This is a genomic window from Streptomyces populi (assembly GCF_002911015.1).
GTDB lineage: Bacteria > Actinomycetota > Actinomycetes > Streptomycetales > Streptomycetaceae > Streptomyces > Streptomyces populi.
This window is the reverse complement of the sequence record NZ_KZ626927.1, coordinates 14212-35219: the sequence shown is the minus strand read 5'-3', so window position 1 is coordinate 35219 and position 21008 is coordinate 14212. Positions and strand designations below refer to the sequence as shown.

Sequence of the window (21008 nt, the reverse complement as noted above, 5' to 3'; positions counted from 1 at the left end):
CGGCCGGACGTTCCCCACGCTCGGGGAGCGTCCGGCCGGCCCCGTGTCACTCGACTCCGGCGTTGAGGAACATACCGCCGTCGACCACGAGCGTCTGACCGGTGACCCAGTCCGACTGCTGCGAGGTGAGGAACGCGGCCGCCCCGCCGATGTCGGAGGGCACACCGAGCCGGCCGAGCGGGTAGGCCGCGGCGGCCTCCGCCTCACGGCCCTCGTACAGCGCGGCCGCGAACTTCGTCTTCACCACGCCGGGCGCGATGGCGTTGACCCGCACCTTGGGCGCGAACTCGTGCGCCAGCTGCACGGTCAGGTTGATCATCGCGGCCTTGCTGACGCCGTACGCGCCGATGAACGGCGAGGGCGCGAGGCCGGCGACCGAGGCGATGTTGACGATCGCGCCACCGTTCTCGCTCTGCCAGGCCTTCCAGGTCAGCTGGGCGAAGCCGAGCGCGGAGACGACGTTGGTCTCGAAGACCTTCCGCGCCACGTTGAGGTCGAGTTCGGCGATCGGCCCGAACACCGGGTTCGTACCGGCGTTGTTGACCAGGAAGTCGACGCGGCCGAACGCCTCCATGGTGCGCTCCACGGCGACGGCCTGGTGGGCCTCGTCGTGGGCCTTGCCGGCCACACCGATGACGCGGTCGGCGCCGAGCTTCTCGACGGCCTCCTTGAGGGCGTCCTCGTTGCGGCCCGTGATGCAGACCCGGTCGCCGCGGGCGACCAGGGCCTCCGCGACGCCGTAGCCGATGCCGCGGCTCGCGCCCGTGACGAGCGCGACCTTGCCCGAGAGTTCGGGGAGGGTGGTCATGTGCTTTTCCCCTGGGTCTAGTTGAGCGGTCCGCCGGCCACGTACAGCACCTGGCCGGAGACGAAGCCGGCGGCCTCGCCGGTGAAGAAGGCGATGCTGTTGGCGATGTCGTCGGGGTTGCCGACGCGCTGCACGGGGATCTGGGTGGCGGCCGCGGCCTGGAAGTCGTCGAAGTCCATCCCGACGCGGGCGGCGGTGGCGGCGGTCATGTCGGTGACGATGAAGCCGGGCGCCACGGCGTTCGCGGTCACACCGAACTTGCCGAGTTCGATGGCCAGGGTCTTGGTGAAGCCCTGGAGACCGGCCTTGGCCGTCGAGTAGTTGGCCTGGCCGCGGTTGCCCAGGGCCGAGGACGAGGACAGGTTGACGATGCGGCCGAACTTGGCCTCCACCATGTACTTCTGGACGGCCTTCGCCATCAGGAAGGCACCGCGCAGGTGCACGTTCATGACGGTGTCCCAGTCGGACGCGCCCATCTTGAACAGCAGGTTGTCCCGCAGGACACCCGCGTTGTTCACCAGGATGGTCGGCGCGCCGAGCTCCTCGGCGATCCGCGCGACGGCGGCCTCCACCTGGGCCTCGTCGGAGACGTCGCAGCCGACCGCGAGGGCCTTGCCGCCCGCGGCGGTGATCTTCTCGACGGTGTCCTTGCACGCGGCCTCGTCGAGGTCGATCACCGCGACGGCGCGGCCCTCCGCGGCCAGTCGTACGGCGGTCGCGGCGCCGATGCCGCGCGCGGCACCGGTGACCACGGCGACGCGCTGCTCAGTGGTGGACATTGCTGGTTCTCCTCGCCCTTGGAAAAGCCGGCCCAAGCCCGGCCAAGCTGTCTCGACAACCTTGCGGAGTCCCCGGGGTCCGGGAGGACCCGCGGCTCACACGGTACGCCCGTCAGGTGAGCGACCGCTTAGTACCTTCAGCAGACGTGACGCTAGAAGCCCTGGCACGCGGTGTCAACGGCACACCGCGCGCATGTGATCCATTACCTGACCAGGAGCTGGAGCAACCGCTCGGTCTCGGCCTCGGGATCGGCGGTCAGACCGGTGTGCACGGGACCCGGCTGGACCACCGTCGAGCGCGGCGCGATCAGCCAGCGAAAACGCCGTCCGGCGTCGTCGCCTGCCGCTTGACCAGCCGCTTTCCCTCCGCCGCAGACCCCTTCGACGGCTCGCAGCGCGGCCCGTACGCCCGTCACGTCCGCGTCCGGGTCGAGTGCGAGCAGCTTGTTCTCGTCCAGATGGGTGCGGGCCGCCACGAAGGAGTGAGCCCGGCAGTACACCAGCACGCCCGCGTTGAAGCACTCGCCGCGTTCGACCCGCGGCACCACACGCAGCAGCGCGTACTCGAAGACGTTCCGCTCGTTCACCTGTCCCCCTCGCTGCCGTCGATGCCCTTGATCCGCTCGTGGATGACGGCGGCGCGCGCCAGCAGCGGCCGCGCGTAGGCGCGCCGCAGCTCGTCCACCGTGTCGAAGCCCGGTTCGCCGGCCAGCCACGCGTCGGGGATCTCGGCCGTGACCTCGGCGAGCAGGTCCTCGGTGATCCGCGGGGCCAGTTCGGCGGCGGCTGCGGCGATGTCCGGGCCGAAGGGGGCGAGCGCGTGGTCGGAGATGTCGTAGGGCTTGGCGGCGGAGGTCTCGGCACCGGGCCAGTGATGGTGCCAGATCATCGTGGCGCCGTGGTCGATGAGCCACAGCTCGCCGTGCCACATCAGCAGGTTGGGATTGCGCCAGGAGCGGTCGACGTTGTTGACCAGGGCGTCGAACCAGACGATCCGGCCCGCTTCCCGCGCGCTCACCTCGAAGGCGAGGGGGTCGAACCCGATGGCGCGGGGGAGGAAGTCCATCCCGAGGTTCGGTCCGCCGCTCGACTTCAGCAGCTCCTGGACCTCCTGGTCCGGTTCCCCGAGCCCGAGGACCGGGTCGAGGCCGATCGTCACCAGGCCGGGCACCCGCAGGCCGAGCCGACGGGCGAGTTCACCGCAGACGACCTCCGCGACGAGCGTCTTGCGCCCCTGTCCGGCGCCGGTGAACTTCATGACGTACGTCCCGAGGTCGTCGGCCTCGACGAGTCCCGGCAGCGAGCCGCCCTCGCGCAACGGCGTGATGTAGCGGGAGGCGTTCACTTCCTTGAGCATCGCCCCAGGTTACTGGGGTGGTCCCGCCCGGCGGACGCGACCCGGTGACGGAGGCCGGGGCGATCTCCCGGTGTCGGGGGCGGAGCGGGCGGCGACCGGGCGCCCCCGGCTGTCGGAACGCTGTCGATCAGGTCAAGAAGTCGCCATTGCCTGAACAGCACGCGACGACGGACCGTACCTCTGATCAGATCCAGATCATGTCCGCCGAAGGGAAAGCCAGCATGACCAGCGAATCGCTTCACTCCGCACAGGGACCGGCCCGGCGCACCGTCGTGGCGGCGGTCGGCGCGGCAGGGCTCGCCGTCGCGCTGACCGCGTGCGGGTCGGACGACAAGGCTTCCGACACCGCGGACGCCGGGAACGCGGCCGGCACGGAACTCGCCAAGACCAGCGACATCCCCGAGGGCGGCGGCAAGGTCTTCGCCGACAAGGGGGTCGTGGTGACCCAGCCGACGGCGGGAACCTTCAAGGCCTTCTCGTCGAAGTGCACCCACCAGGGCTGTGCGGTCAAGGGCATCGCGAACGGCGTCATCACCTGTCCCTGCCACAACAGCGAGTTCTCCGCCACCGACGGCAGTGTGAAGAAGGGGCCCGCGACGACCGGGCTGGCCGTCACCGACATCAAGGTCGACGGGGACTCCATCAAGTTGGCCTGACCGCCGCCACCGGCCGTCGGCCGTTCGGAGCGTCGGCCTCCTCAGCGCCGTTTCCGTTCGAGGCAGGCGAGCACGTCGTCGGTCGTCGTGATGGTGGCGACCAGCGCGAGCGTGTTCCGGATCATCGCGGGGGTGTACTCGGAGGGCACCCCCGCGACGGCGTCCGCGGGAACGACGACGGTGTAGCCGCGGTTCACGGCGTCGAACACCGCGTTGGGAACGGCGATGTTGGCCGAGACCCCCGTCACGACGAGGGTGCGGCAGCCCAGGTTGCGCAGCAGCGGGTCGACGTCGGTGCCCGAGATCGGCGACAGACCGTGCAGCCTGCGTACGACGAAGTCCTCCTCGGCCACCTCGACGGGCGGCGCGATCCGCACCGCCGCCGTACCGGTCAGCTGTCGCACGGGCAGCCGCTCGGCCGCCCGGAACAACCGGGCGTTGCGGTTCGCGCCGCGGCCGTCCGGGCGGCGCTCGGCGACCGCGTGGATCACCTGCACCCCGCTCTCGTGCGCGGCGTCGACCAGCCGGGCGATCCGGGCGAGCGCTCCGGACGACCGTACCTCCCGGGCGAGTTCGGGCAGCGCGCCGTCCGGGCCCACGACGCCCTGTTGGCACTCCACGGTGAGCAGTACCGTGCCGACGGGGTCGAGGAGTTCACCGAGTTGCTCGAACGACGGCATGGCTCTCCTTGTCGTCGCGGGTCGGGACGGCGGAGCGTAACGACCATTGCGTGAGGACGGAAGACGCCTCATGCTTTCCTGACGGAACGTCAGAAATTTTTACGGAAAGCCCGGCGGACGGAGCCGGCGCACGGAACGGGATCGGCACCGGCTCCGGCCGGCGCACCGGACGAGAACGCCGATCACACAGAGCAAGAACACAGGACAAGAGGGGACCGTATGACCGTCACCCAGCGCAGGGGCCGGAAGATCATGATGACCCCCGGTGAACTGGACGAGTTCCTCACCACCCAGCGCACCTGCCGCGTCGCCTCCGTGTCGAAGGACGGGGTCCCGCACGTGAGCGCCCTCTGGTTCGCCTGGGACGGCACCTCGCTGTGGTTGTACTCGGTGGTGCGCAGCAAGCGCTGGGTGCAGCTGCGGAACGACCCGCGGGTCGCGGTGGTGGTCGACTCCGGCGAGGAGTACGGGGAGCTGCGGGGCGTCGAGCTGTCCGGAACGGTGGAGTTCGTCGGCGAGTTCCCCCGCACCGGAGAGCTGTGCGCCGAACTCGACGTCCCGGAGATCCTGTTCGCCCGCAAGAACTTCGGCCTGGAGGAGATGCCGCACGACGGCCGGCACGCGTGGATGCGGCTGACGCCGACCGCCATCGCCTCGTGGGACTTCCGCAAACTCCCCCCGATGTAGCCGAACCGCCCTTCACCCGCTCCTACTTCACGGCCTCCACAGCCGCACCGGCCCTGCGCAAGGCGTCCACCGCCGCCCTGATCGAGGGCCGGCGGTCGGCGTCGGCCCGCCACACGACGTAGACGTGGCGGCGCACACGCTGGCGCACCGGCACCGTGACGACCCCCTCGGGCATCGGGTGGCGTCCGAGGAGCGGGGCCACGCACACCCCGAGTCCCGCGGCGACGAGCCCGAGCTGGGTGTGCGTCTCCCCGGCGCGGTGCCCGATGCGCGGTTCGACCCCCTGGGAACGCAGCGTGAACATCAACCACTCGTGACAGAACTCGCCCTCGGCCCAGGTGATCCACTCGTCGTCGGCGAAGTCCCCGAGGTCCACCTCGGCGCGGCCCGCGAGCCGGTGACCGGCCGGCATCGCCACATCGGCCGGGTCCTCGAGGATCGACGCCTTCACCAGGCCGTCGGGCAGGGGCATCGGCTTGTTGTACCAGTCGAGCACGACCGCGAGGTCCAGGTCCCCGCGCACCACTCCCGCCACCCCGGCCTCCGGCTCCAGCTCGCTGGAGCGCACCCGCAGTCCCGGGTGGTCGGCGCGCAGCTGCGCGAGTGCCGCCGGGAACAGCCCGCGCGCCGCGGTCGGGAACGCGGACAGTCTCAGCTCGCCGGCCACCTGGCCGCGCTGCGCCTCCAGGTCGGACTGCGCGAGTTCGACCTGGGACAGGATGCGGGCCGCGTGCTCGGCGAGGAGCCGCCCGGCGTCGGTCAGGCGCACTCCCCTGCCGTTCTTGGCGAGGAGCCGCTGTCCCACCTCGCGCTCCAGCTTCGACATCTGCTGGGAGACGGCCGAGGTGGTCACGTGCAGCCCCTCGGCCGCGCCGCTCACCGAGCCGTGCCGGGCCAGGGCGTCGAGGGTGCGCAGTCGCTCCAGGTTCAACATGTAAGCAATGCTACGAGATACCGCTCGAATATTCTCGCTTGTGCTACGAGATCGCCCTGCTCCATCCTGGACCCCATGAGCACCGTCGCCTCCTCCCGCACCGTGACGCCGAACGGCGTCGCGCCCCGCCGCCGCGCCACCCTCGACTGGCGGATCCGCTTCGGCGTGCTGTCGCTGATCTGGGGCTTCAGCTTCCTGTTCATCAAGGTCGGCACGGACGGGTACGCGCCGTTCCAGGTCACCTTCGGCCGGCTGCTGTTCGGGAGCGCGGTGCTCGTGGCGGCGATGGCGGTGAAGCGGGAGCGGCTGCCGCGCGGGGCGCGGACGTGGGGCCACCTCGCGGTCGCGGCCTTCCTGCTGAACGCGCTGCCGTTCTCCCTCTTCGCCTACTCCGAGCTGACCATCCCCTCCACGCTCGCGGGCATCTGCAACGCGACGTCGCCGCTGTGGGGCATGGCCCTGTCCCTGGTCGCCCTCTCCGAGGACCGGCCGACCCGGCGCAGAGTGGCCGGTCTCGGCATCGGCTTCCTCGGGGTCCTGACGGTCCTGGGTGTCTGGCAGGGCTTCCACGGCCTGGACGCCACGGGCACGGCGATGGCCCTGCTGGCGTCGCTGAGCTATCCGGTCGGCTGGATCTACGTCCGCCGGACCCTGGCCGGCACCGGGCACTCGCACCTGTCGATGACCGGCGCCCAGCTGCTCCTGGCCACCGCCCAACTGGCTTTCGTCACCCCGCTGTTCACCACGCTCCCGAGCCGTGTCGCATGGGTGCCGCTGCTCGCGATCGCGGCCCTCGGGGCCCTCGGCACCGGTCTGGCCATGCTCCTGCAGTACGGCATCGTCGCCGAGGTCGGCCCGACGACGGCGCAGATGGTCACGTACTTCATCCCGGTCATCGCCACCGCCGCCGGTGTCGCGATCCTCGGCGAGTCACTGGCCTGGTCGACGCCCGTCGGCGCGGTGATCGTCCTCGCGGGCGCGGCCCTCACCCAGACCGGACCGCGCGACTGACACCGGAGGCGCCCGGCGCACGGCTCAGACGTAACGCCGTGCGGGGGCCGGTCCCACGGCGGACGCGACGGCGTCCGCGAGCGGCTCGGCGTCCTCGGGCCGAAGCGTCGACACGGTGATCCGGACGCCCGGCGGCGAGCTCATCCTGAAGCGGGCGCCGGGCGCGACCGCCCAGCCGCGGTGCAGCAGCCGGGAGACGACCGCGGTCTCGTCCGGAACGGGGATCCAGACGTTCATCCCGCTGCGTCCGCGCGCCTCGACACCGCGCGCCCGCAGGGCGTCGATCAGCATGTCGCGGCGCGCGCCGTACGCGGCCGCCACCGCCCCCGCGTCGACCGTGCCCGAGGTCCACAGGTGGACGACGGCCTTCTGGAGCAGCCGGCTCACCCAGCCGGGGCCGAGCCGCTGCCGCCCGTGCACCCGGTCGACGGTGACGGGGTCCCCGGTGAGCACGGCGAGCCGGAGGTCGGGCCCGTACGCCTTGGCGACGGAGCGCACGAAGGCCCAGCTGCGCGTGGCTCCGGCGAGGGGGTGCAGGGGCAGGTCGACGATCCGATGACCGTGGTCGTCCTCGACGAGCAGGGTCCGGGGGTACTCCTCGAGCACGGAGCGCAGGGCACGCGCGCGGGCGGCGGTGACCGCTGCGCCGGTGGGATTCTGCGCCCGGTCGGTGACGATCAGGGCGCGTGCCCCGGCCGCCAGCGCACGCCGTACGTCTTCGGGGAGCGGCCCCTCGTCGTCGACGCCGACAGCGGTCGCGCGCAGCCCCAGCGCCGGAAGGAGGTCGAGCAGGCTGCCCCAGCCCGGGTCCTCGACGGCCACCGTGTCGCCGGGCCTGAGGTGGACCGTCAGGACGCGCTCGATCGCGTCGAGCGATCCGGAGGTGACGACGACGGGCCCCTCGGGCACTCCGTCCGCCTCGAACGCGGCGTGGGCCAGCCGCGCCAGTTCCGGCTCGACGGCGTCCTGCCCGTACTGCACGGGATGCCGGTCCGACTCCCGGGCCGCCACCGCGAAGGCCTCGGCGAGAGCCGGCAGCAGCTCGGGGTCGGGGTTGCCCTCGCCCAGGTCGCGTACCCCCTCGGGCGCCTCGACGCGCAGCTGTTCACGTCCGGTGGTGGCCGGCTTCGGGCGCACCCGGCTGCCCCGGCGGCCGGCGGTCTCGATCACCCCGCGCTCACGCAGGGTGCGGTAGGCGGCCGCGACCGTGTTCGGGTTGACCCCCAGTTCCTCGGCCAGCTCCCGCATGGGCGGCAGGAGTTGCCCCGGCTCCAGCTCCCCCGCTCCGACCGCCCGTTCCACGTCGGCGGCGATGTCGGCTGCGCGACGCCCTTCGATCCGATACTCTCCTAGCACAAAACAGATTATGCACTAGTACAATGGAGATGGCAATGTCGGAGACAAGCACCCAGCCGAGGACGACGGAGGCCGCTGCCTACACCCCGACCGACCGCACCGTCCCCACCCGCTCCAAGGAACGCGCCGCGTACGACCGGGAGCTGGTGCACGCGATACTCGACGAGGGGTACGTGTGCCATCTCGGGTTCGTCCGTGACGGCGCTCCGGTCGTCCTGCCCACGCTCTACGCGCGCGTCGGCGAACGGCTCTACGTGCACGGGTCGACGGGTTCGCGGCCGCTGCGGATGACCGGCCAGGCCGATCCCGGGCTGGCCGTCTGTCTGACGGTGACCCACGTCGACGGACTGGTGCTGGCCCGTTCGGCCTTCCACCACTCGATCAACTACCGCTCCGTGGTCGTGCACGGCGTCGCCCGTCAGGTGACGGACCCCGAGGAGCGGCGCCTCGCGCTGGACGCGCTGGTCGACCACGTCGTCCCCGGCCGCGCCGCCGACTCCCGCCCCGCCAACGCCAAGGAACTCGCGGCCACGGCCGTGATCAGCCTGGACCTCGACGAGGTCTCCGCCAAGGTGCGCGGCGGCGGTCCGAACGACGAGCCCGAGGACCTCTCCCTCCCGCACTGGACCGGTGTGGTCCCGCTGTCCAAGGGGTACGGCACCCCGGTCCCGGCGGACGACCTGGCACCGGGCATCGGCCTGCCCGACTACCTGACGGCCCTGTGAGACCGACGACGCCGTGAGCGACGGGGCCGGTCGGCACACGGACGGAAGACGGCCCCGCGCCCCCGCACCCCGGACCGGCACCGCGCCCCGGCTCGTCCCGTACCGGCACCGCCCCTTCCGGGACCGGCGCCGACCGGGACCGGAGCGCCGGCCACACCTCCGGCCCCGCCCGAGCGGGCGGCCGCCCGCCGGTCGCACCGGAGCACCGGCCGCCCCTCCGGTCCCGTCCGGGCGCCGCCCGGACGGCGTCACCCGGGCGCCCGCCGCCCGCCGGACCTCACACGAGAAGCGGCTCCTCGGCCGCCGCGAGCCGTTCGGCACCCGCGGCGCGCGCCTCCGCCACCGCGAGTCCGGTGACCGAGCCGAGCATCAGCAGGGTCCCGGCGAGTGTCGCCGGGGTGAGCCGCTCGCCGAGCAGGCCGACGGCGAGCACGGCCGCGCAGACCGGCTCCAGGAGCATGATCACGGACACGGTGGCGGAGCGGACGACGGCGGCGCCGGCGAAGAAGAGCGCGTAGGCCAGCGCCGTGGGGACCGCCGCGACGTACGCCAGCAGGGCCAGCAGGCGGACGGGCTCCACGGTGTGCGGGACCAGTCCCTCGGCGAGCCCGAGCGGCAGCAGACAGACGGTGGTGACGGCGAACGTCCACGCCGTCGTGCCGGATCCGTCGCCCCGGCCGTCGCGCCCCCACCACCGGGTGAGCAGCGTCATCGCGGAGTACCCGGCCGCGGAGAGGACCGCGAGCACGACGCCCCAGGGGCGCACGGTGGCGCCCCCGCCGCCCAGGACCAGCACGCCGAGCCCGGTCAGCGCCCCGACGACGGCGGTGCTCCCGCCCCGGCCGAGCCGCTCCCCCATGGCCAGCCGGGCGCCGAGCGCGATGAGGACGGGCCCCGCGCCCAGGGTGACGACGGTCGCCACCGCGAGGCCGGTCGCCTCGACGGCGGCGAAGTAGGCGGTCTGGAACACGGCCAGCCCGAGGCCGGTCAGACCGATCCGCAGGACCTTGGAGCCGAGTGCCTCCCGCGCGGCGGGACGGCCCGCGTGCCCGCCGGGGCGAGGACGCGGGTGACGGCGGCGCGGGCGCAGGGCGAGCAGCAGGAGGAGTCCGCCCGCGCAGCGCCAGAAGGAGAGGGCGACCGGCCCCATGTCACTGGCCCGGTAGACCAGGGACGCGGCGGCGCCCGCGGTGCCCCACGCGACACCGGCGACGATCAGATAGAGCAGGCCTCGCCCGACGGGCAGGCCGACAGCGTTGTTGTTCGACACGTGTTCTCTCCGCAGATCCGCAGAAGTTCGGGAAGGGACCGCGTCGCCGCCCGTGCCGCGGGGCAGGGGCGTGCGGAAGGTCCTCGGACTTCTTCTGCGGGCAGCGCCGTTCCGCCCGGCACGGGGCCGGGCCGGTGTTCCGGTACGCCCGCCTCAGGCGGCCGGAGGCGGAAGAACGAGCGTCGCAGGCATGATCCGCACTCTAGACCGCCGTTCCGTGGGCCGACAATTCCCTTTCGGCGTCGCCCGTCCCGCTCGCGACCGGATCCCGCGGGGGTTTCGCCGGGGCCGACGACTGCGCGATGAAGGCGCCGAGCAGGACCACCGCGCCGCCGACGATCTGCGGCGTCGAGAGGTGTTCGCCCAGCAGTACCCACGCCAGGACCGTGGCGATCACCGCTTCGAGACAGGCCACCACGCCCGCGACCTGCGGGGAGAGCCTGCGCACGGAGAGGACTCCGGTGACGTAGGCGACGGCGGTGGCGACGAGCACGATCCAGCCGAGGAGCAGCGAGGCAGGCACGGACGTCCCGTTCATGTCCGCGCTGCCCCCGAGAACGGACCAGTGCATGGCCCAGGGGCGCGCGACCGCGGTCAGCACGAGGGTGCCGACGAGCAGCCCGTACGCGATCACGCCCAGCGGGTCGGGCGCCTCGTCGCCCGCGTCGCTGCCCTGGTCGGACAGGACGAAGTAGCCGACCTGGCAGCAGGCGGCGCCCAGTGCGAGCAGGAGTCCGACGGCGTCGAAGCCGAGCCCCGACCACACCTCCACCACGCAGGCGAGTCCGCCGACCGCGAGGACGACTCCGAGAGCCGCGGCACGCGTGACGGGCCGGCGCTGCACGAAGCGCACCCAGCCGAGAACCAGTGCGGGGGCCAGGTACTCCACGAGGAGGGCGACGCCGACGGGGATGCGGGAGATCGCGGCGAAGTAGCAGGCCTGGACACCGGCCACGCCGAGGAGTCCGAATCCGGCGAGCAGCGCGGGGCGCCGCCTGACCAGCGCCCGGTGCCGCACGGCGAGCGGCAGCATGACGAGGGCGGCGCCGGCGACCCGCAGCCACACCACGTGGAGCGGGTCGAGCCCCGCCTCGATCAGCGGCTTGGCCGCGACACCCGATCCGCCGAAGGCGACTGCCGACACGAGCGCGAGGCCCAGACCGACGCCTCTTCCCTGGTTGCCCTGACTGCCCTGAGAGGTGTGCACCGGCACATGATGACAGGCGACGACATGACCGTCACCCCCAGAAGCACCTGTCTCAACGGCTGGACCCCCGAACACGACGGGCCGGGGCCGATGACCGGCGTCCTCCGGGGCCTCGTCAGCCCGCGTCGCCCCGGCCGACGCACTCCTCGCACTCGCCGCCGGCGCGCACCGGCAGCCGCGGGAGCTCGACACCGGCGCGTCCGAGGACCTCGACGGCCCGCGACCGGGGATCGGCGACGAGCGCCACGAGCAGGTCGAGACCACGGGCCCGCTCGTCACCCCGCCGCACGGCGCGCTCGTACGCCTCCTCCATGGCACCGGCCGCCACCGGGGACCATCCACCCCCGGCCGTCACCGGTCCGGCACCGAAGTCCTCGGCGGCGCTCTGCCAGCGGAGTCCGTAACCGATGCTGCGCTGCACGAGGTAGCCGAGCAGCCGGTCGAGCTGCGGCCCGCCGCCGAAGACGGCGCGCACCTCGGGGTCGCACTCCAGCAGGGAGTGCAGCAGATGAGCCGTGTCGACCTGCCGGTCCCCGTCGCGCAGCGCTCTTCTGCGCGCGCCGGAGACCACCGGGGCCAGCTCCGCGCCGAGTACGGCATCGGCGCCGAAACGCTTCGGTCCGCTCGCGGCGGCGGACTGCTGGGGGATACGGGGCAGCACGGCCTCCACCCCATCAGTCCCGCGGCGCCGCGTCATCCACGGCGGGCAGCATCTTCGGGTCCGACACAGGGTGGGCACCCCGCGCGGGCCCTCCTCCTCACGGATGACTTCGCGCCGGTTTCCCCGGAAGCACGCCGCCTCGGCTCACGCGCCCACGGCCGGCTTCCCGGTGCCCGACCGCGGCCGCACTCCACAATTTCTGACGGTTCATCAGTATTGAATGTTCCAGGGCCTGGAGCTACGTTCCGCGACACCGTAGCTGCGCCGGGCGCAGCGCCCGACACGAAGGGGTGGTCGCATGGCCGAAGTCAGCGCGGAGGCACGGATCGAGGCGCCCGCCGAGAAGATCTGGGCCCGGCTCACGGACTGGTCCGCCTACGGCGAGTGGAACGCGACGCACACCGACTTCCCGCGGGGCGGCCCGGAGAAGCTCGAGGTGGGCGGCACCTTCGCGGAGAACATGAAGCTCATGGGCTTCCCGGCCGAGGTCACCTGGACCATCGAGGAACTGGAGTCCGGCCGGGCCCTGGCCATCCGCGGCAAGGGCCCGATGTCGGTGAACGTCTTCACGCGCTACACGCTCACCCCCGACGGCGACGCCACATCGGTGCGCATCGACGGGGAGTTCACGGGTGCGGCCGTCTCGCTGATGGCGGGCAAGCTCAAGGACTCGGCGACGGCCGCCCTCGACGAGTCGCTGCGGAAGCTGGCCGGACTGGTGGCCTGAGCCTCGCGCGCCCGCGCCTCCCCCGAGGCGACGCGCGGCACCCCGTATGCGGACAGGCGCCCCGCGGAAACACTTCCACGGGGCGCCGGCAGGTACCACAGCACGCCGTCAGTCCTCGTCGGCGAGGATCAGGTACAGCTTCTTGCGGGCTTCGTTGATGACCGCCAGCGCCTTGTCGCGCTGGCCCTTGCTGCCGGTCTTCCAGACCTGGCCGAAGGCCTCCATGAGACCGAAACCGGCCTGCCGGATCTCGTGCAGCGACTCCCAGTCGACCCCGCGCCCGGCCTCTTCCCACGGCGCATCGGGGCCCTCGTCGGCGGCGCTGCGGCCCGGCTCGGTGAGCGAGAACAGCTTCTTGCCGCCCTCGGCCTCGCTGGCGATCAGGCCCTCGTCCTCCAGCAGCTGAAGGGTCGGGTACACCGAACCCGGGCTGGGCTTCCACGCCCCGCCACTGCGCTCGGCGATCTCCTGGATCATCTCGTAACCGTGCATGGGCCGGTCCTTGAGCAGGGCGAGGATCGACGCGCGCACGTCACCGCGCCGCGCCCTCCCCCGCGGTCCGCCCCGGCCGCCGCGCCCACCCCAGGGCCCCGGACCGAAGCCGGGTCCGCCGAAGCCGGGGCCACCGGGACCACCCGGCCCGAAGGGCCCGAAAGCCCCCCGCAGCGCCTCGAAGCCGCCCCGACCCCGATGGCCGGGTCCGCCGTGGTGTCCATGTCCGTGTCCGTGCTCGTATCCGAAGTCTTCTCCACGGGAACGCATCGCAATCACTCCATTCCATCGTTGATCGGTCGCGATGCGTCAACGATATATCGGTACCGCTCGCATGACAACCCCCTTCCCCACGGGCGCCGGGTACGCCGCCCGCTCGCCCGTCCAGCCGCCCGTCCGCCCGGACGGGAAGCCAGATCCCCCGGATTGGCCTTGGCCGACGGCCCGCCGGGGGCGCTAGCTTCGGGACATGCGCATTCGTGTCGTCGACGCCTTCACCGACCGCCCCTTCGCCGGCAATCCGGCAGGGGTCCTCCTCCTCGACTCCTTCCCCGACGATGCCTGGCTCCAGAGCGTGGCCCTGGAGGTCAACCACGCGGAGACGGCGTTCGCCCACCGCCTCCCCGAAGGGGGCGGGGCCGACTGGGCGCTGCGCTGGTTCACCCCCGCCACCGAGGTCGCCCTGTGCGGACACGCGACCCTCGCGGCCGCGCACGTCCTCACCACCACCGGCGCCCATCAGGGCCCGGTGCGCTTCGCCACGCTCAGCGGTGTCCTCATCGCCACCCCGGAAGCCGACGGCTCGATCACCCTCGACTTCCCGACCGCGCCCCTCACCCCGGTCGAGATCCCCGACGGTGTCGCCGGGGCGCTCGGCGCCGAGCCGCTCAGCACCTTCGACACCGGCCCGAACACCGGAGACCTGCTGGTCGAGATCGCCGACGAGAAGACGGTCCGCGCCCTCACCCCGGACCACAAGGCGCTCGCCCACTACTCCGAGCGCGGCATCATCGCGACCGCCCGCGCAGAGGACCCCTCCCGCGGCTACGACTTCGTCTCCCGCTGCTTCTTCCCGAACGTGGGCATCGACGAGGACCCGGTCACCGGCAGCGCCCACACCGCCCTGGCCCCGTTCTGGTCGGAGCGCCTCGGCCGCCCCGCCCTCACCGGCCTACAGGCCTCCCCACGCTCCGGCCTGGTCCGCACCGAAGTGCGCGGCGACCGCACCCTGCTCTCGGGCCACGCGGTCACGGTCATCGAGGGTGAACTGCTCGTGTGACGAGCCCACGGGACCGGCACGGCGAGCCCCCGGGCCCGCGCGGCGGGCACCGCACTCGCGCGACGGCACACGAAAGGGGCGTACGAGACAGTCGTACGCCCCTTTTCGGGCTCGGCTCCGCCGCTAGGACGCGCCCCTCACGCCGTCGGAAGCCATCCCACCTTGCCCGCGAGCAGCGCGTACCCCACGAAGGCGCCGATGTCGAGCAGCGAGTGCGCGACCACGAGCGGCCCGACCCGGCCCCAACGCCGGTACAGGTACACGAAGACCACACCCATCACCATGTTGCCGACGAACCCGCCGATGCCCTGGTAGAGGTGGTACGAACCGCGCAGCACCGCACTCGCCACCAGCGCCGTCCCCGGTGTCCAGCCCAGCTGCCCGAGCCGCCGCAGCAGGTACCCGACGACGATGACCTCCTCCAGCACGGCGTTCTGCACGGCCGAGAGGATCAGCACCGGGAACTTCCACCACACGTCCGGCAACGCCTCGGGCACCACCGTGAGGTTGGCGCCGAACCCGCGCGCGGCCAGGTAGAAGGCGATTCCCGTACTGCCGATCACCGCCGCGACCAGGGCACCGCGTCCGAGGTCCGGCCAGGGACGGGTGCGGTCGAAACCGATCACGCGCATCCCCCGGCCCTCGCGCATCAGCAGGTGCGCGACGAGCGCGACCGGCACCAGGGCGGACGCGATGCCGAAGAGCTGCCAGGCCAGGTCGAGCCAGGGCCGGCCCGGCGCCGCCGAGGCGTTGAGGGTGGCCGCCTGGTCCTTGAGCCCTCCCGGCTTCGTGACCGATCCGACAAAACTGATCAGCGCGGACACTCCGCTCGCGCCGAGCGACAGCGCCAGGACGAGCAGCGTCTCGTCCCGGAGAATCCGTCGGGTCAGCCTCTCGGCCGGAAAAGAATCGGCCACCGGTCCCGCCTCCACCTGCACTCCCGCCTCCAGTTGGGTATTCCCACCGCATCCCCGTCGTCGCCCCGCTAGGGTCTCGAAAGAAATTACGAAGATCGTGCGCGACAGGCCGTCGGGGGCGGGCACCGTACGGGCCGTACGCCCCCGTCGTCTGTTCTACGGCTGTCTCACGGATCAGGCTCATCTGGGAGGGACCTCACCGTCATGGGACGTCACAGCTTGCCCGACGCTCGCCGGGCGGGCTCCGCCGACCCCCGGATCCGCGCACGCCGCCGCAACGCGGCCCTCGCGACGGCCCTCGTCCTCACCGTCGTCGGAGGCGCCGCCGCCGCGGTCCGCGGGAGCCTGTTCTCCTTCGACGCCTCCTGCCAGGACGACGTCGTGCACATCGAGGTGGCCGCCTCGCCGGACCTCGCGCCCGCGCTCGAGGCGGTCGCCACGGACGCCCGCGAGAAGAACGTCACCTCCGACGGCCGTTGTCTCGACGTCAGCGTGACCGCGCGCGAGTCGTACGAGGTCGCCGCCGCGCTCCGGTCGGGCAAGAAGTCCGGCACGCAGGTGTGGATACCGGACTCCGACGCATGGGTGGAGCGGGTCACCGGCGCCGGCACCGCCACCCAGGTCACCAGCCTGGGCAACGTCGCCTACTCCCCGGTCGGCGTCGCCGTCGTCCCGTCGGCGGCCAAGGCGCTGGGCTGGCCCGAGAAGACGTACACCTGGACCGAGTTGGCCGGAGGGACGACGCGGGGCAAGAAGATCGGGCTGGGCGCCGTCGATCCCGCCCTCAGCTCGACGGGACTGCTCGCGCTGGCCAGGATCAGCGCGGCCGCCTCCGGCGTCGAGGGCGGTGACGTCCGGACGGCCGCCACGGCCAAGACGCTCTCGCGGCGCACGTCCGACAGCGGCACCCACCTCCTGGACACCCTGCCCGGTGACCGCTCGGACGCCGGTCGGGACGGCCCCGGCCGCAATCAGGCGCTGATCCTCTCCGAGCAGGCGGCGTTCGCGCACAACACCGCGCAGGACGGCGGTCAACACCTCGACCTCTTCTACCCCGAGGACGGCTCGCCGCTGCTCGACTATCCGTACACGCTGATCGACGAGCCGCGGCTGAGCACCGACGAGGGCCGTGCGGCCCTACGGTTCATGACCCTGCTCGGAGAGACGGCCCCCCGGCAGTTCCTGCGGATGTTCGGATTCCGTACGGACGCGGAGAGCCCCTCGGCCACGCTCGTCGCCGAGGCCGGCGGGAGGTCCCCGCAGCCGTACACCCGCGTCCTGGCCGACTCCTCGTCGAAAGGGACGGTCCAGGAGGCCCTCGGCATGTGGACGATCACGGTGGAGAGCGCCCGGATCACCACGGTCGTCGACGCCTCCTCCTCCATGGCCGAGCCGGTGCCGGGCGGTGACCGGTCCCGCATGGACGTCACCAAGGAGTCCCTGCTCCAGGCTCTCGCCACGTTCACCGCCGAGGACGAGATCGGGCTGTGGAAGTTCTCCACGAAGCTCGACGGCGACAAGGACTACCGCGTCCTCGTACCGACCGAGCGGCTCGGCGACGCGAAGGGAGCCGGCAGCCAGCGCGCGAGGCTGTCCGCCGCCTTCAAGTCCCTGGAGCCGGTCCCGCACGGAGAGACCGGGCTGTACGACACCACGCTCGCGGCGTACAAGGCGGCCGTCGCCTCCTACACGAAGGGCCGGTTCAACGCTCTGGTCGTCCTCACGGACGGGGTCAACCGGGACCGCGGCAGCATCTCCCGGTCCGATCTCGTCTCCGAGCTGCAGAAACTGGCCGACCCGGAACGTCCGGTGCCGCTGATCGCCATAGCGGTGGGCCCCGACAGCGACCGGCGGGAGGTCGACCAGATCGCCAGGGCGACCGGCGGCTCCGGTCAGCGGGTCAACGAACCCTCACAGATCCACGCGGCGATGCTCAAGGCGATCACGGCGGCGGGCGCGGGCAGCCCGGACTGACCGCGGCCGCCCGCGCACACGGGTCCACCGCCCCAGCGCTCCGCGGGCCTCACGCCGGCAGGACCCGCCCGGTTCCGCTCCTGGCGCGGAACCGGGACACGCCCGTGCCGGGCCGAACACGCCCACGCGCCGTCACACCTCACCCGAGGGGGACCGGCTCCGGCAGTCCCACCGGCCAGGTGTGCACGGGCTCGCCGAGGTGCATCAGCTCGCCGTAGCGCCGCGTCGTCGCGGCCAGCGCGGCATCACGGCCGAGTCCCTTCTCCAGGGCCCGGTGGAAGGTGGCCGCCTGCCAGGTCGCGCCGTTGACGCGCAGTCTGCACCGGTCCTCGATCACACCCAGGTAGAGGTCCCGGTCGGCGGGCTCGACACCCCAGGCGTCCAGGCCCGCGGCCGCCAGCGGCAGCAGCTCGTCGCGCACCAGGTTCACGGCGTCCACCCGCGTGGTCCCGCCGTAACGGCCGCGACGCGGCCACTCCAGCCGCGCGTCGATGCCGTACCGGCAGGCCGCGTCGAAGTTGGCGGCGGCCGCCTCGAAGGACATCCGGGTCCACACCGGACGCTGCTCCTCGGCGAGCGCGCGGACCAGGCCGTAGTAGAAGGCAGCGTTGGCGATGACGTCGGTGACGGTCGGGCCCGCGGGCAGCACCCGGTTCTCGACGCGCAGATGCGGGACACCGTCGGCGATGCCGTACACGGGCCGGTTCCAGCGGTACACCGTGCCGTTGTGCAGCACCAGTTCGGCGAGTCTGGGCACGCCCCCGGCGTCGAGGACGGCGAGCGGGTCCTCCTCGTCGCAGACGGGCAGCAGGGGCGGGAAGAACCGCAGGTTCTCCTCGAAGAGGTCGTACGCCGAGGTGACCCACCGTTCGCCGAACCAGGTGCGCGGCCGGACTCCCTGGGCCTGCAGCTCCGGCGGCCGGGTGTCGGTGGACTGCAGGAAGAGCGGGGGCCTCGACTCCCGCCACAGCTCGTGCCCGAACAGGAAGGGCGAATTGGCCCCGATCGCGATCTGCGGGGCCACGACGGCCTGCGCCGCGTTCCACACGCCCGCGAACATGTCCGGCGTGACCTGGAGGTGCAACTGCACGGAGGTGCAGGCCGCTTCGGGCACGATGGAGGTCGATCTGCAGACCAGACGCTCCACACCGTCGATGTCGAGTTCGAAATCCTCTCCGCGCGCGGCCACGATCTGATCGTTGAGCAGGGTGTACCGGTCGGCGTCCGACAGGTTCGAGGACACCAGATCGTCCTGGCCGAGCGTCGGCAGAATACCGATCATGATGATTCCGGCGTCGACCTCGCTGGCTTTCCGATGGGCGTAGGCGAGCGAGGTGCGGATCTCCTCGGCGAGCCTGTCGAATACCCGGCCGCCCAATCGGTGCGGGGCTATGTTGACTTCCAGGTTGAACATGGCGAGTTCCGTCTGGAAGTCACGGCTCGCAATCCTTTCGAGGACCTGCCCGTTCATCATTCTGGGCATGCCGTCGGGCCCCGCGAGATTCAATTCGATCTCCAGGCCCATCAGGTTCTTCGGACGGTCGAACCGCTTCTCCTCCAGCAGTCGCTCCAGCCCCGTCAGGCACTGTCGGAGCTTGTCGCGGTGGCGCTGCCGATCGGACAGGCCGAACGTCCCTGCCACGACCTTCTCCCCCATCGAAGTGTCCCTCCTCGGATGGGCAGGCCGGCGTTGCGGCCCTGGCGTCCCGGGTTACGGGGGATGATGCCCAGGCAACACGATCCATAACGTCCCGCGCACGCCCTTCGACCGCTAGTCTGGACATCGGCCCCGGGCACATTCACGAGGCATGGAGCATTCAGCAAGTTTACCGCCCGGAACGATCTCGTGAAAAACGCCGACGAGAATCGGCCGACCGCTCGCGCGAAGTATTCCGAGGTCACCGCGATTCGATCGCGCAGAACCGGGATGAACCCCTCGTTTCATCGACCGGATATCGACTTGTTCCGCGCATTCGGGGCGACTAGACGAAACACCGCCTGAACACGTGTCGTATAAACTCCGCTACCGAGGCAGAGAGTTGGCGCTCGCGGTCCCAGGTCCTGTCGTCCCGGTGACGGCGGCAGGCGACGTCCTGTCGGCAGATCCAGACCCCTCGCCCCACCTCTGACCCGAGAGCTGACAGCGCCGTCCGCCCCCGCCCTCGCGCCACCGTGCCTGTCGAATGAGAGGCGACCCACCATGCCGCTGCACGTACCCCCGGCTCCCGCGCCCGCCCTGCGCACCGTCCTCACGGCACTCGGTTCCCCCACCGCTGTCCGCGAAGCCCGTACCCCGTCCCTGCGCCTGGCCCAGGGACCCGTCACCCCCGAACTCCCGCTGCCCGTCCACGTCCTGGATCGCATCACGCCCGCGGGCGCCTCCGCCACCCGGCTCGCCGGATGGCGTTTCCTGATCCGCAGCGGCGACCGCGCGGTGGCCGCCGCCGACACCGTGCTGACCGCGGACGGCTGGGCCTTCTCGCACTTCTTCGAGGGCCCCTACATCACCGCTACGGAACGCGCCCTGCGACAGGCCGAGACCATGCAACAGCCCTACCAGGCACGCCTGCTGTCCGTTCCCGAGCTGTACATGCTGACCCTCTGGCTGCACGGCGACTGCGCCGCGGACGGTGCCGCCGGCCACCCGGCCGCCACCGACCTCCTGGTGCCGCTCGCCCCCGCCCCTCCCGGCATCGCGGCGCACCGGCCGTACCTCGTCACCGAACTGCTGCCGGTCCTCACCCACAGAGTCACCCCGGCGCCGCTCCTCGGCTCGCCCGCCTGAGCCCCGCACCTTCCGTCCGTGCCCCGCAAGCCGTGCCCCGCGGAAATAAACCCGGCTGCGGGGCACGGTGCTGCCGGCAACCCCGAGCGGTGCTCGCTCGTTAGGGCTTCCAGCCGCTCGTACGAGGGAAAACGCGCCCCGCACCCAACCGGACTAGCCCGATCCGGCCACTCAGAACCACCCGAAAGGACAGCGCGGTTGGGGTGAACCCTCCGCACGGGTGACGCGTCCTCAACCTGTGAGAAGCGGTGCCCTCAAATCCCTGCGGATCGGCGCCCGTAGGGCAACACTGGGTTCCGGACCACACATCGACGGGGGGCGGCGATGAGTACCTCGAGCCGCAAGACGGACACCACAGCCATCACTCAGATCTCGACCCAGCGAAAGATCCCATCCATGTGCCAGCACCAGCCACTGTGTCCCTCAGCCGAATCAGCCGACCGGGAGTCCGCCCGCCTCGTGGCGCACCACCCGGAGCAGGGGTGGAGCCTGCTGTGCAACGGCGTTCTGCTCTTCGAGGACACCGGTGAGCTCCTGCCCGACGGACGGATCATCGCCCCGCGCCGCCCACTGGACGGCGCGCAGGTGATGACGGCCGCCTGAGCCGCACGACCCGGACGGCCGTGACGGGCCGCCCGGACACATGAGGGGCCGGCCCGGAGACGTGCTCTCCGAACCGGCCCCGACGCATGTCCGGGGATGG

Annotated in this window: 22 protein-coding genes; 9 read left to right on the top strand and 13 right to left on the bottom strand. The window is 72.0% G+C overall.

Annotated features, from left to right (window positions below):
- Positions 1 to 46: 46 nt before the first annotated feature.
- From CW362_RS32025 to CW362_RS32010, 4 genes are all read right to left on the bottom strand, one after another.
- Positions 47 to 808 carry an SDR family oxidoreductase gene (locus CW362_RS32025; RefSeq protein WP_103553101.1) on the bottom strand — a complete coding sequence of 254 codons (762 nt, stop codon included), beginning with the start codon at positions 806 to 808 and terminating at the stop codon, positions 47 to 49.
- Between the two features lie 17 nt (positions 809 to 825).
- On the bottom strand, positions 826 to 1587 hold the full coding sequence (gene fabG, locus CW362_RS32020) for a 3-oxoacyl-ACP reductase FabG (RefSeq protein WP_103553100.1): 762 nt from the start codon (positions 1585 to 1587) through the stop codon (positions 826 to 828).
- A 203-nt stretch (positions 1588 to 1790) separates the two neighbouring features.
- Positions 1791 to 2174, bottom strand: coding sequence for a DUF3037 domain-containing protein (locus CW362_RS32015; RefSeq protein ID WP_103553099.1), 384 nt, complete (start codon positions 2172 to 2174; stop codon positions 1791 to 1793).
- Positions 2171 to 2944, bottom strand: coding sequence for a HipA family kinase (locus CW362_RS32010; RefSeq protein WP_103553098.1), 774 nt, complete (start codon positions 2942 to 2944; stop codon positions 2171 to 2173). Before CW362_RS32010 ends, CW362_RS32015 begins: the two co-directional genes overlap by 4 nt.
- 221 nt (positions 2945 to 3165) lie before the next feature.
- Between CW362_RS32010 and CW362_RS32005 the strand changes: the two genes are divergently transcribed.
- Positions 3166 to 3600, top strand: a complete 435-nt coding sequence (locus CW362_RS32005) for a Rieske (2Fe-2S) protein (protein WP_103553097.1) — start codon at positions 3166 to 3168, stop codon at positions 3598 to 3600.
- Positions 3601 to 3641: 41 nt separating this feature from the next.
- Here the strand turns inward: CW362_RS32005 and CW362_RS32000 are convergent, their stop codons facing one another.
- Entirely contained in the window at positions 3642 to 4280 is a 639-nt protein-coding gene (locus CW362_RS32000; protein WP_103553096.1) for a cysteine hydrolase family protein, read from the bottom strand.
- Between the two features lie 219 nt (positions 4281 to 4499).
- Here CW362_RS32000 and CW362_RS31995 point away from each other — a divergent pair, with 219 nt between their 5' ends.
- Positions 4500 to 4967 carry a pyridoxamine 5'-phosphate oxidase family protein gene (locus CW362_RS31995; RefSeq protein ID WP_103553095.1) on the top strand — a complete coding sequence of 156 codons (468 nt, stop codon included), beginning with the start codon at positions 4500 to 4502 and terminating at the stop codon, positions 4965 to 4967.
- A gap of 22 nt (positions 4968 to 4989) precedes the next feature.
- Here the strand turns inward: CW362_RS31995 and CW362_RS31990 are convergent, their stop codons facing one another.
- Complete coding sequence (locus tag CW362_RS31990) at positions 4990 to 5901, bottom strand: LysR family transcriptional regulator (RefSeq protein ID WP_103553094.1); 912 nt, start codon at positions 5899 to 5901, stop codon at positions 4990 to 4992.
- A gap of 75 nt (positions 5902 to 5976) precedes the next feature.
- Here CW362_RS31990 and CW362_RS31985 point away from each other — a divergent pair, with 75 nt between their 5' ends.
- The gene (locus tag CW362_RS31985) at positions 5977 to 6912 is read left to right on the top strand and encodes a DMT family transporter (protein WP_103553093.1); all 936 of its coding nucleotides are present in this window, start codon (positions 5977 to 5979) and stop codon (positions 6910 to 6912) included.
- 24 nt (positions 6913 to 6936) lie between these two features.
- Here the strand turns inward: CW362_RS31985 and CW362_RS31980 are convergent, their stop codons facing one another.
- Positions 6937 to 8268 (bottom strand): aminotransferase class I/II-fold pyridoxal phosphate-dependent enzyme, encoded by a 1332-nt coding sequence (locus tag CW362_RS31980; RefSeq protein ID WP_103553092.1) that lies wholly within the window; start codon positions 8266 to 8268, stop codon positions 6937 to 6939.
- Positions 8269 to 8303: 35 nt separating this feature from the next.
- Here CW362_RS31980 and CW362_RS31975 point away from each other — a divergent pair, with 35 nt between their 5' ends.
- Entirely contained in the window at positions 8304 to 8993 is a 690-nt protein-coding gene (locus CW362_RS31975) for a pyridoxamine 5'-phosphate oxidase family protein (protein ID WP_240658138.1), read from the top strand.
- A 277-nt stretch (positions 8994 to 9270) separates the two neighbouring features.
- Here the strand turns inward: CW362_RS31975 and CW362_RS31970 are convergent, their stop codons facing one another.
- From CW362_RS31970 to CW362_RS31960, 3 genes are all read right to left on the bottom strand, one after another.
- Complete coding sequence (locus CW362_RS31970) at positions 9271 to 10263, bottom strand: DMT family transporter (protein WP_103553090.1); 993 nt, start codon at positions 10261 to 10263, stop codon at positions 9271 to 9273.
- Positions 10264 to 10465: 202 nt separating this feature from the next.
- Complete coding sequence (locus CW362_RS31965; RefSeq protein WP_103553089.1) at positions 10466 to 11476, bottom strand: EamA family transporter; 1011 nt, start codon at positions 11474 to 11476, stop codon at positions 10466 to 10468.
- A gap of 109 nt (positions 11477 to 11585) precedes the next feature.
- Positions 11586 to 12131 carry a Clp protease N-terminal domain-containing protein gene (locus CW362_RS31960; protein WP_240658137.1) on the bottom strand — a complete coding sequence of 182 codons (546 nt, stop codon included), beginning with the start codon at positions 12129 to 12131 and terminating at the stop codon, positions 11586 to 11588.
- A 298-nt stretch (positions 12132 to 12429) separates the two neighbouring features.
- Between CW362_RS31960 and CW362_RS31955 the strand changes: the two genes are divergently transcribed.
- Entirely contained in the window at positions 12430 to 12858 is a 429-nt protein-coding gene (locus CW362_RS31955) for a type II toxin-antitoxin system Rv0910 family toxin (protein WP_103553088.1), read from the top strand.
- Positions 12859 to 12966: 108 nt separating this feature from the next.
- Here CW362_RS31955 and CW362_RS31950 read toward each other — a convergent pair whose 3' ends face one another.
- The gene (locus tag CW362_RS31950) at positions 12967 to 13620 is read right to left on the bottom strand and encodes a PadR family transcriptional regulator (protein WP_103553087.1); all 654 of its coding nucleotides are present in this window, start codon (positions 13618 to 13620) and stop codon (positions 12967 to 12969) included.
- A 199-nt stretch (positions 13621 to 13819) separates the two neighbouring features.
- Here CW362_RS31950 and CW362_RS31945 point away from each other — a divergent pair, with 199 nt between their 5' ends.
- A complete protein-coding gene (locus CW362_RS31945; RefSeq protein WP_103553086.1) occupies positions 13820 to 14629 on the top strand; it encodes a PhzF family phenazine biosynthesis protein in 810 nt (269 codons plus the stop codon).
- A gap of 137 nt (positions 14630 to 14766) precedes the next feature.
- On the opposite strand, the gene CW362_RS31940 is transcribed toward CW362_RS31945, so the two are convergent.
- Positions 14767 to 15567 (bottom strand): CPBP family intramembrane glutamic endopeptidase, encoded by an 801-nt coding sequence (locus CW362_RS31940; protein ID WP_103553085.1) that lies wholly within the window; start codon positions 15565 to 15567, stop codon positions 14767 to 14769.
- Positions 15568 to 15750: 183 nt separating this feature from the next.
- On the opposite strand from CW362_RS31940, the gene CW362_RS31935 reads away from it, so the two are divergent.
- Positions 15751 to 17520: a substrate-binding domain-containing protein gene (locus CW362_RS31935; RefSeq protein WP_103553084.1), complete on the top strand. Its 1770-nt coding sequence runs from the start codon at positions 15751 to 15753 to the stop codon at positions 17518 to 17520.
- Positions 17521 to 17659: 139 nt separating this feature from the next.
- On the opposite strand, the gene CW362_RS31930 is transcribed toward CW362_RS31935, so the two are convergent.
- A complete protein-coding gene (locus CW362_RS31930; RefSeq protein WP_103553083.1) occupies positions 17660 to 19177 on the bottom strand; it encodes a glutamate-cysteine ligase family protein in 1518 nt (505 codons plus the stop codon).
- Between the two features lie 543 nt (positions 19178 to 19720).
- Here CW362_RS31930 and CW362_RS31925 point away from each other — a divergent pair.
- Both CW362_RS31925 and CW362_RS31920 read left to right on the top strand, forming a co-directional pair.
- Positions 19721 to 20305, top strand: coding sequence for a hypothetical protein (locus CW362_RS31925; protein WP_103553082.1), 585 nt, complete (start codon positions 19721 to 19723; stop codon positions 20303 to 20305).
- A gap of 396 nt (positions 20306 to 20701) precedes the next feature.
- A complete protein-coding gene (locus CW362_RS31920; RefSeq protein ID WP_103553081.1) occupies positions 20702 to 20908 on the top strand; it encodes a DUF5999 family protein in 207 nt (68 codons plus the stop codon).
- Positions 20909 to 21008 lie beyond the last annotated feature (100 nt).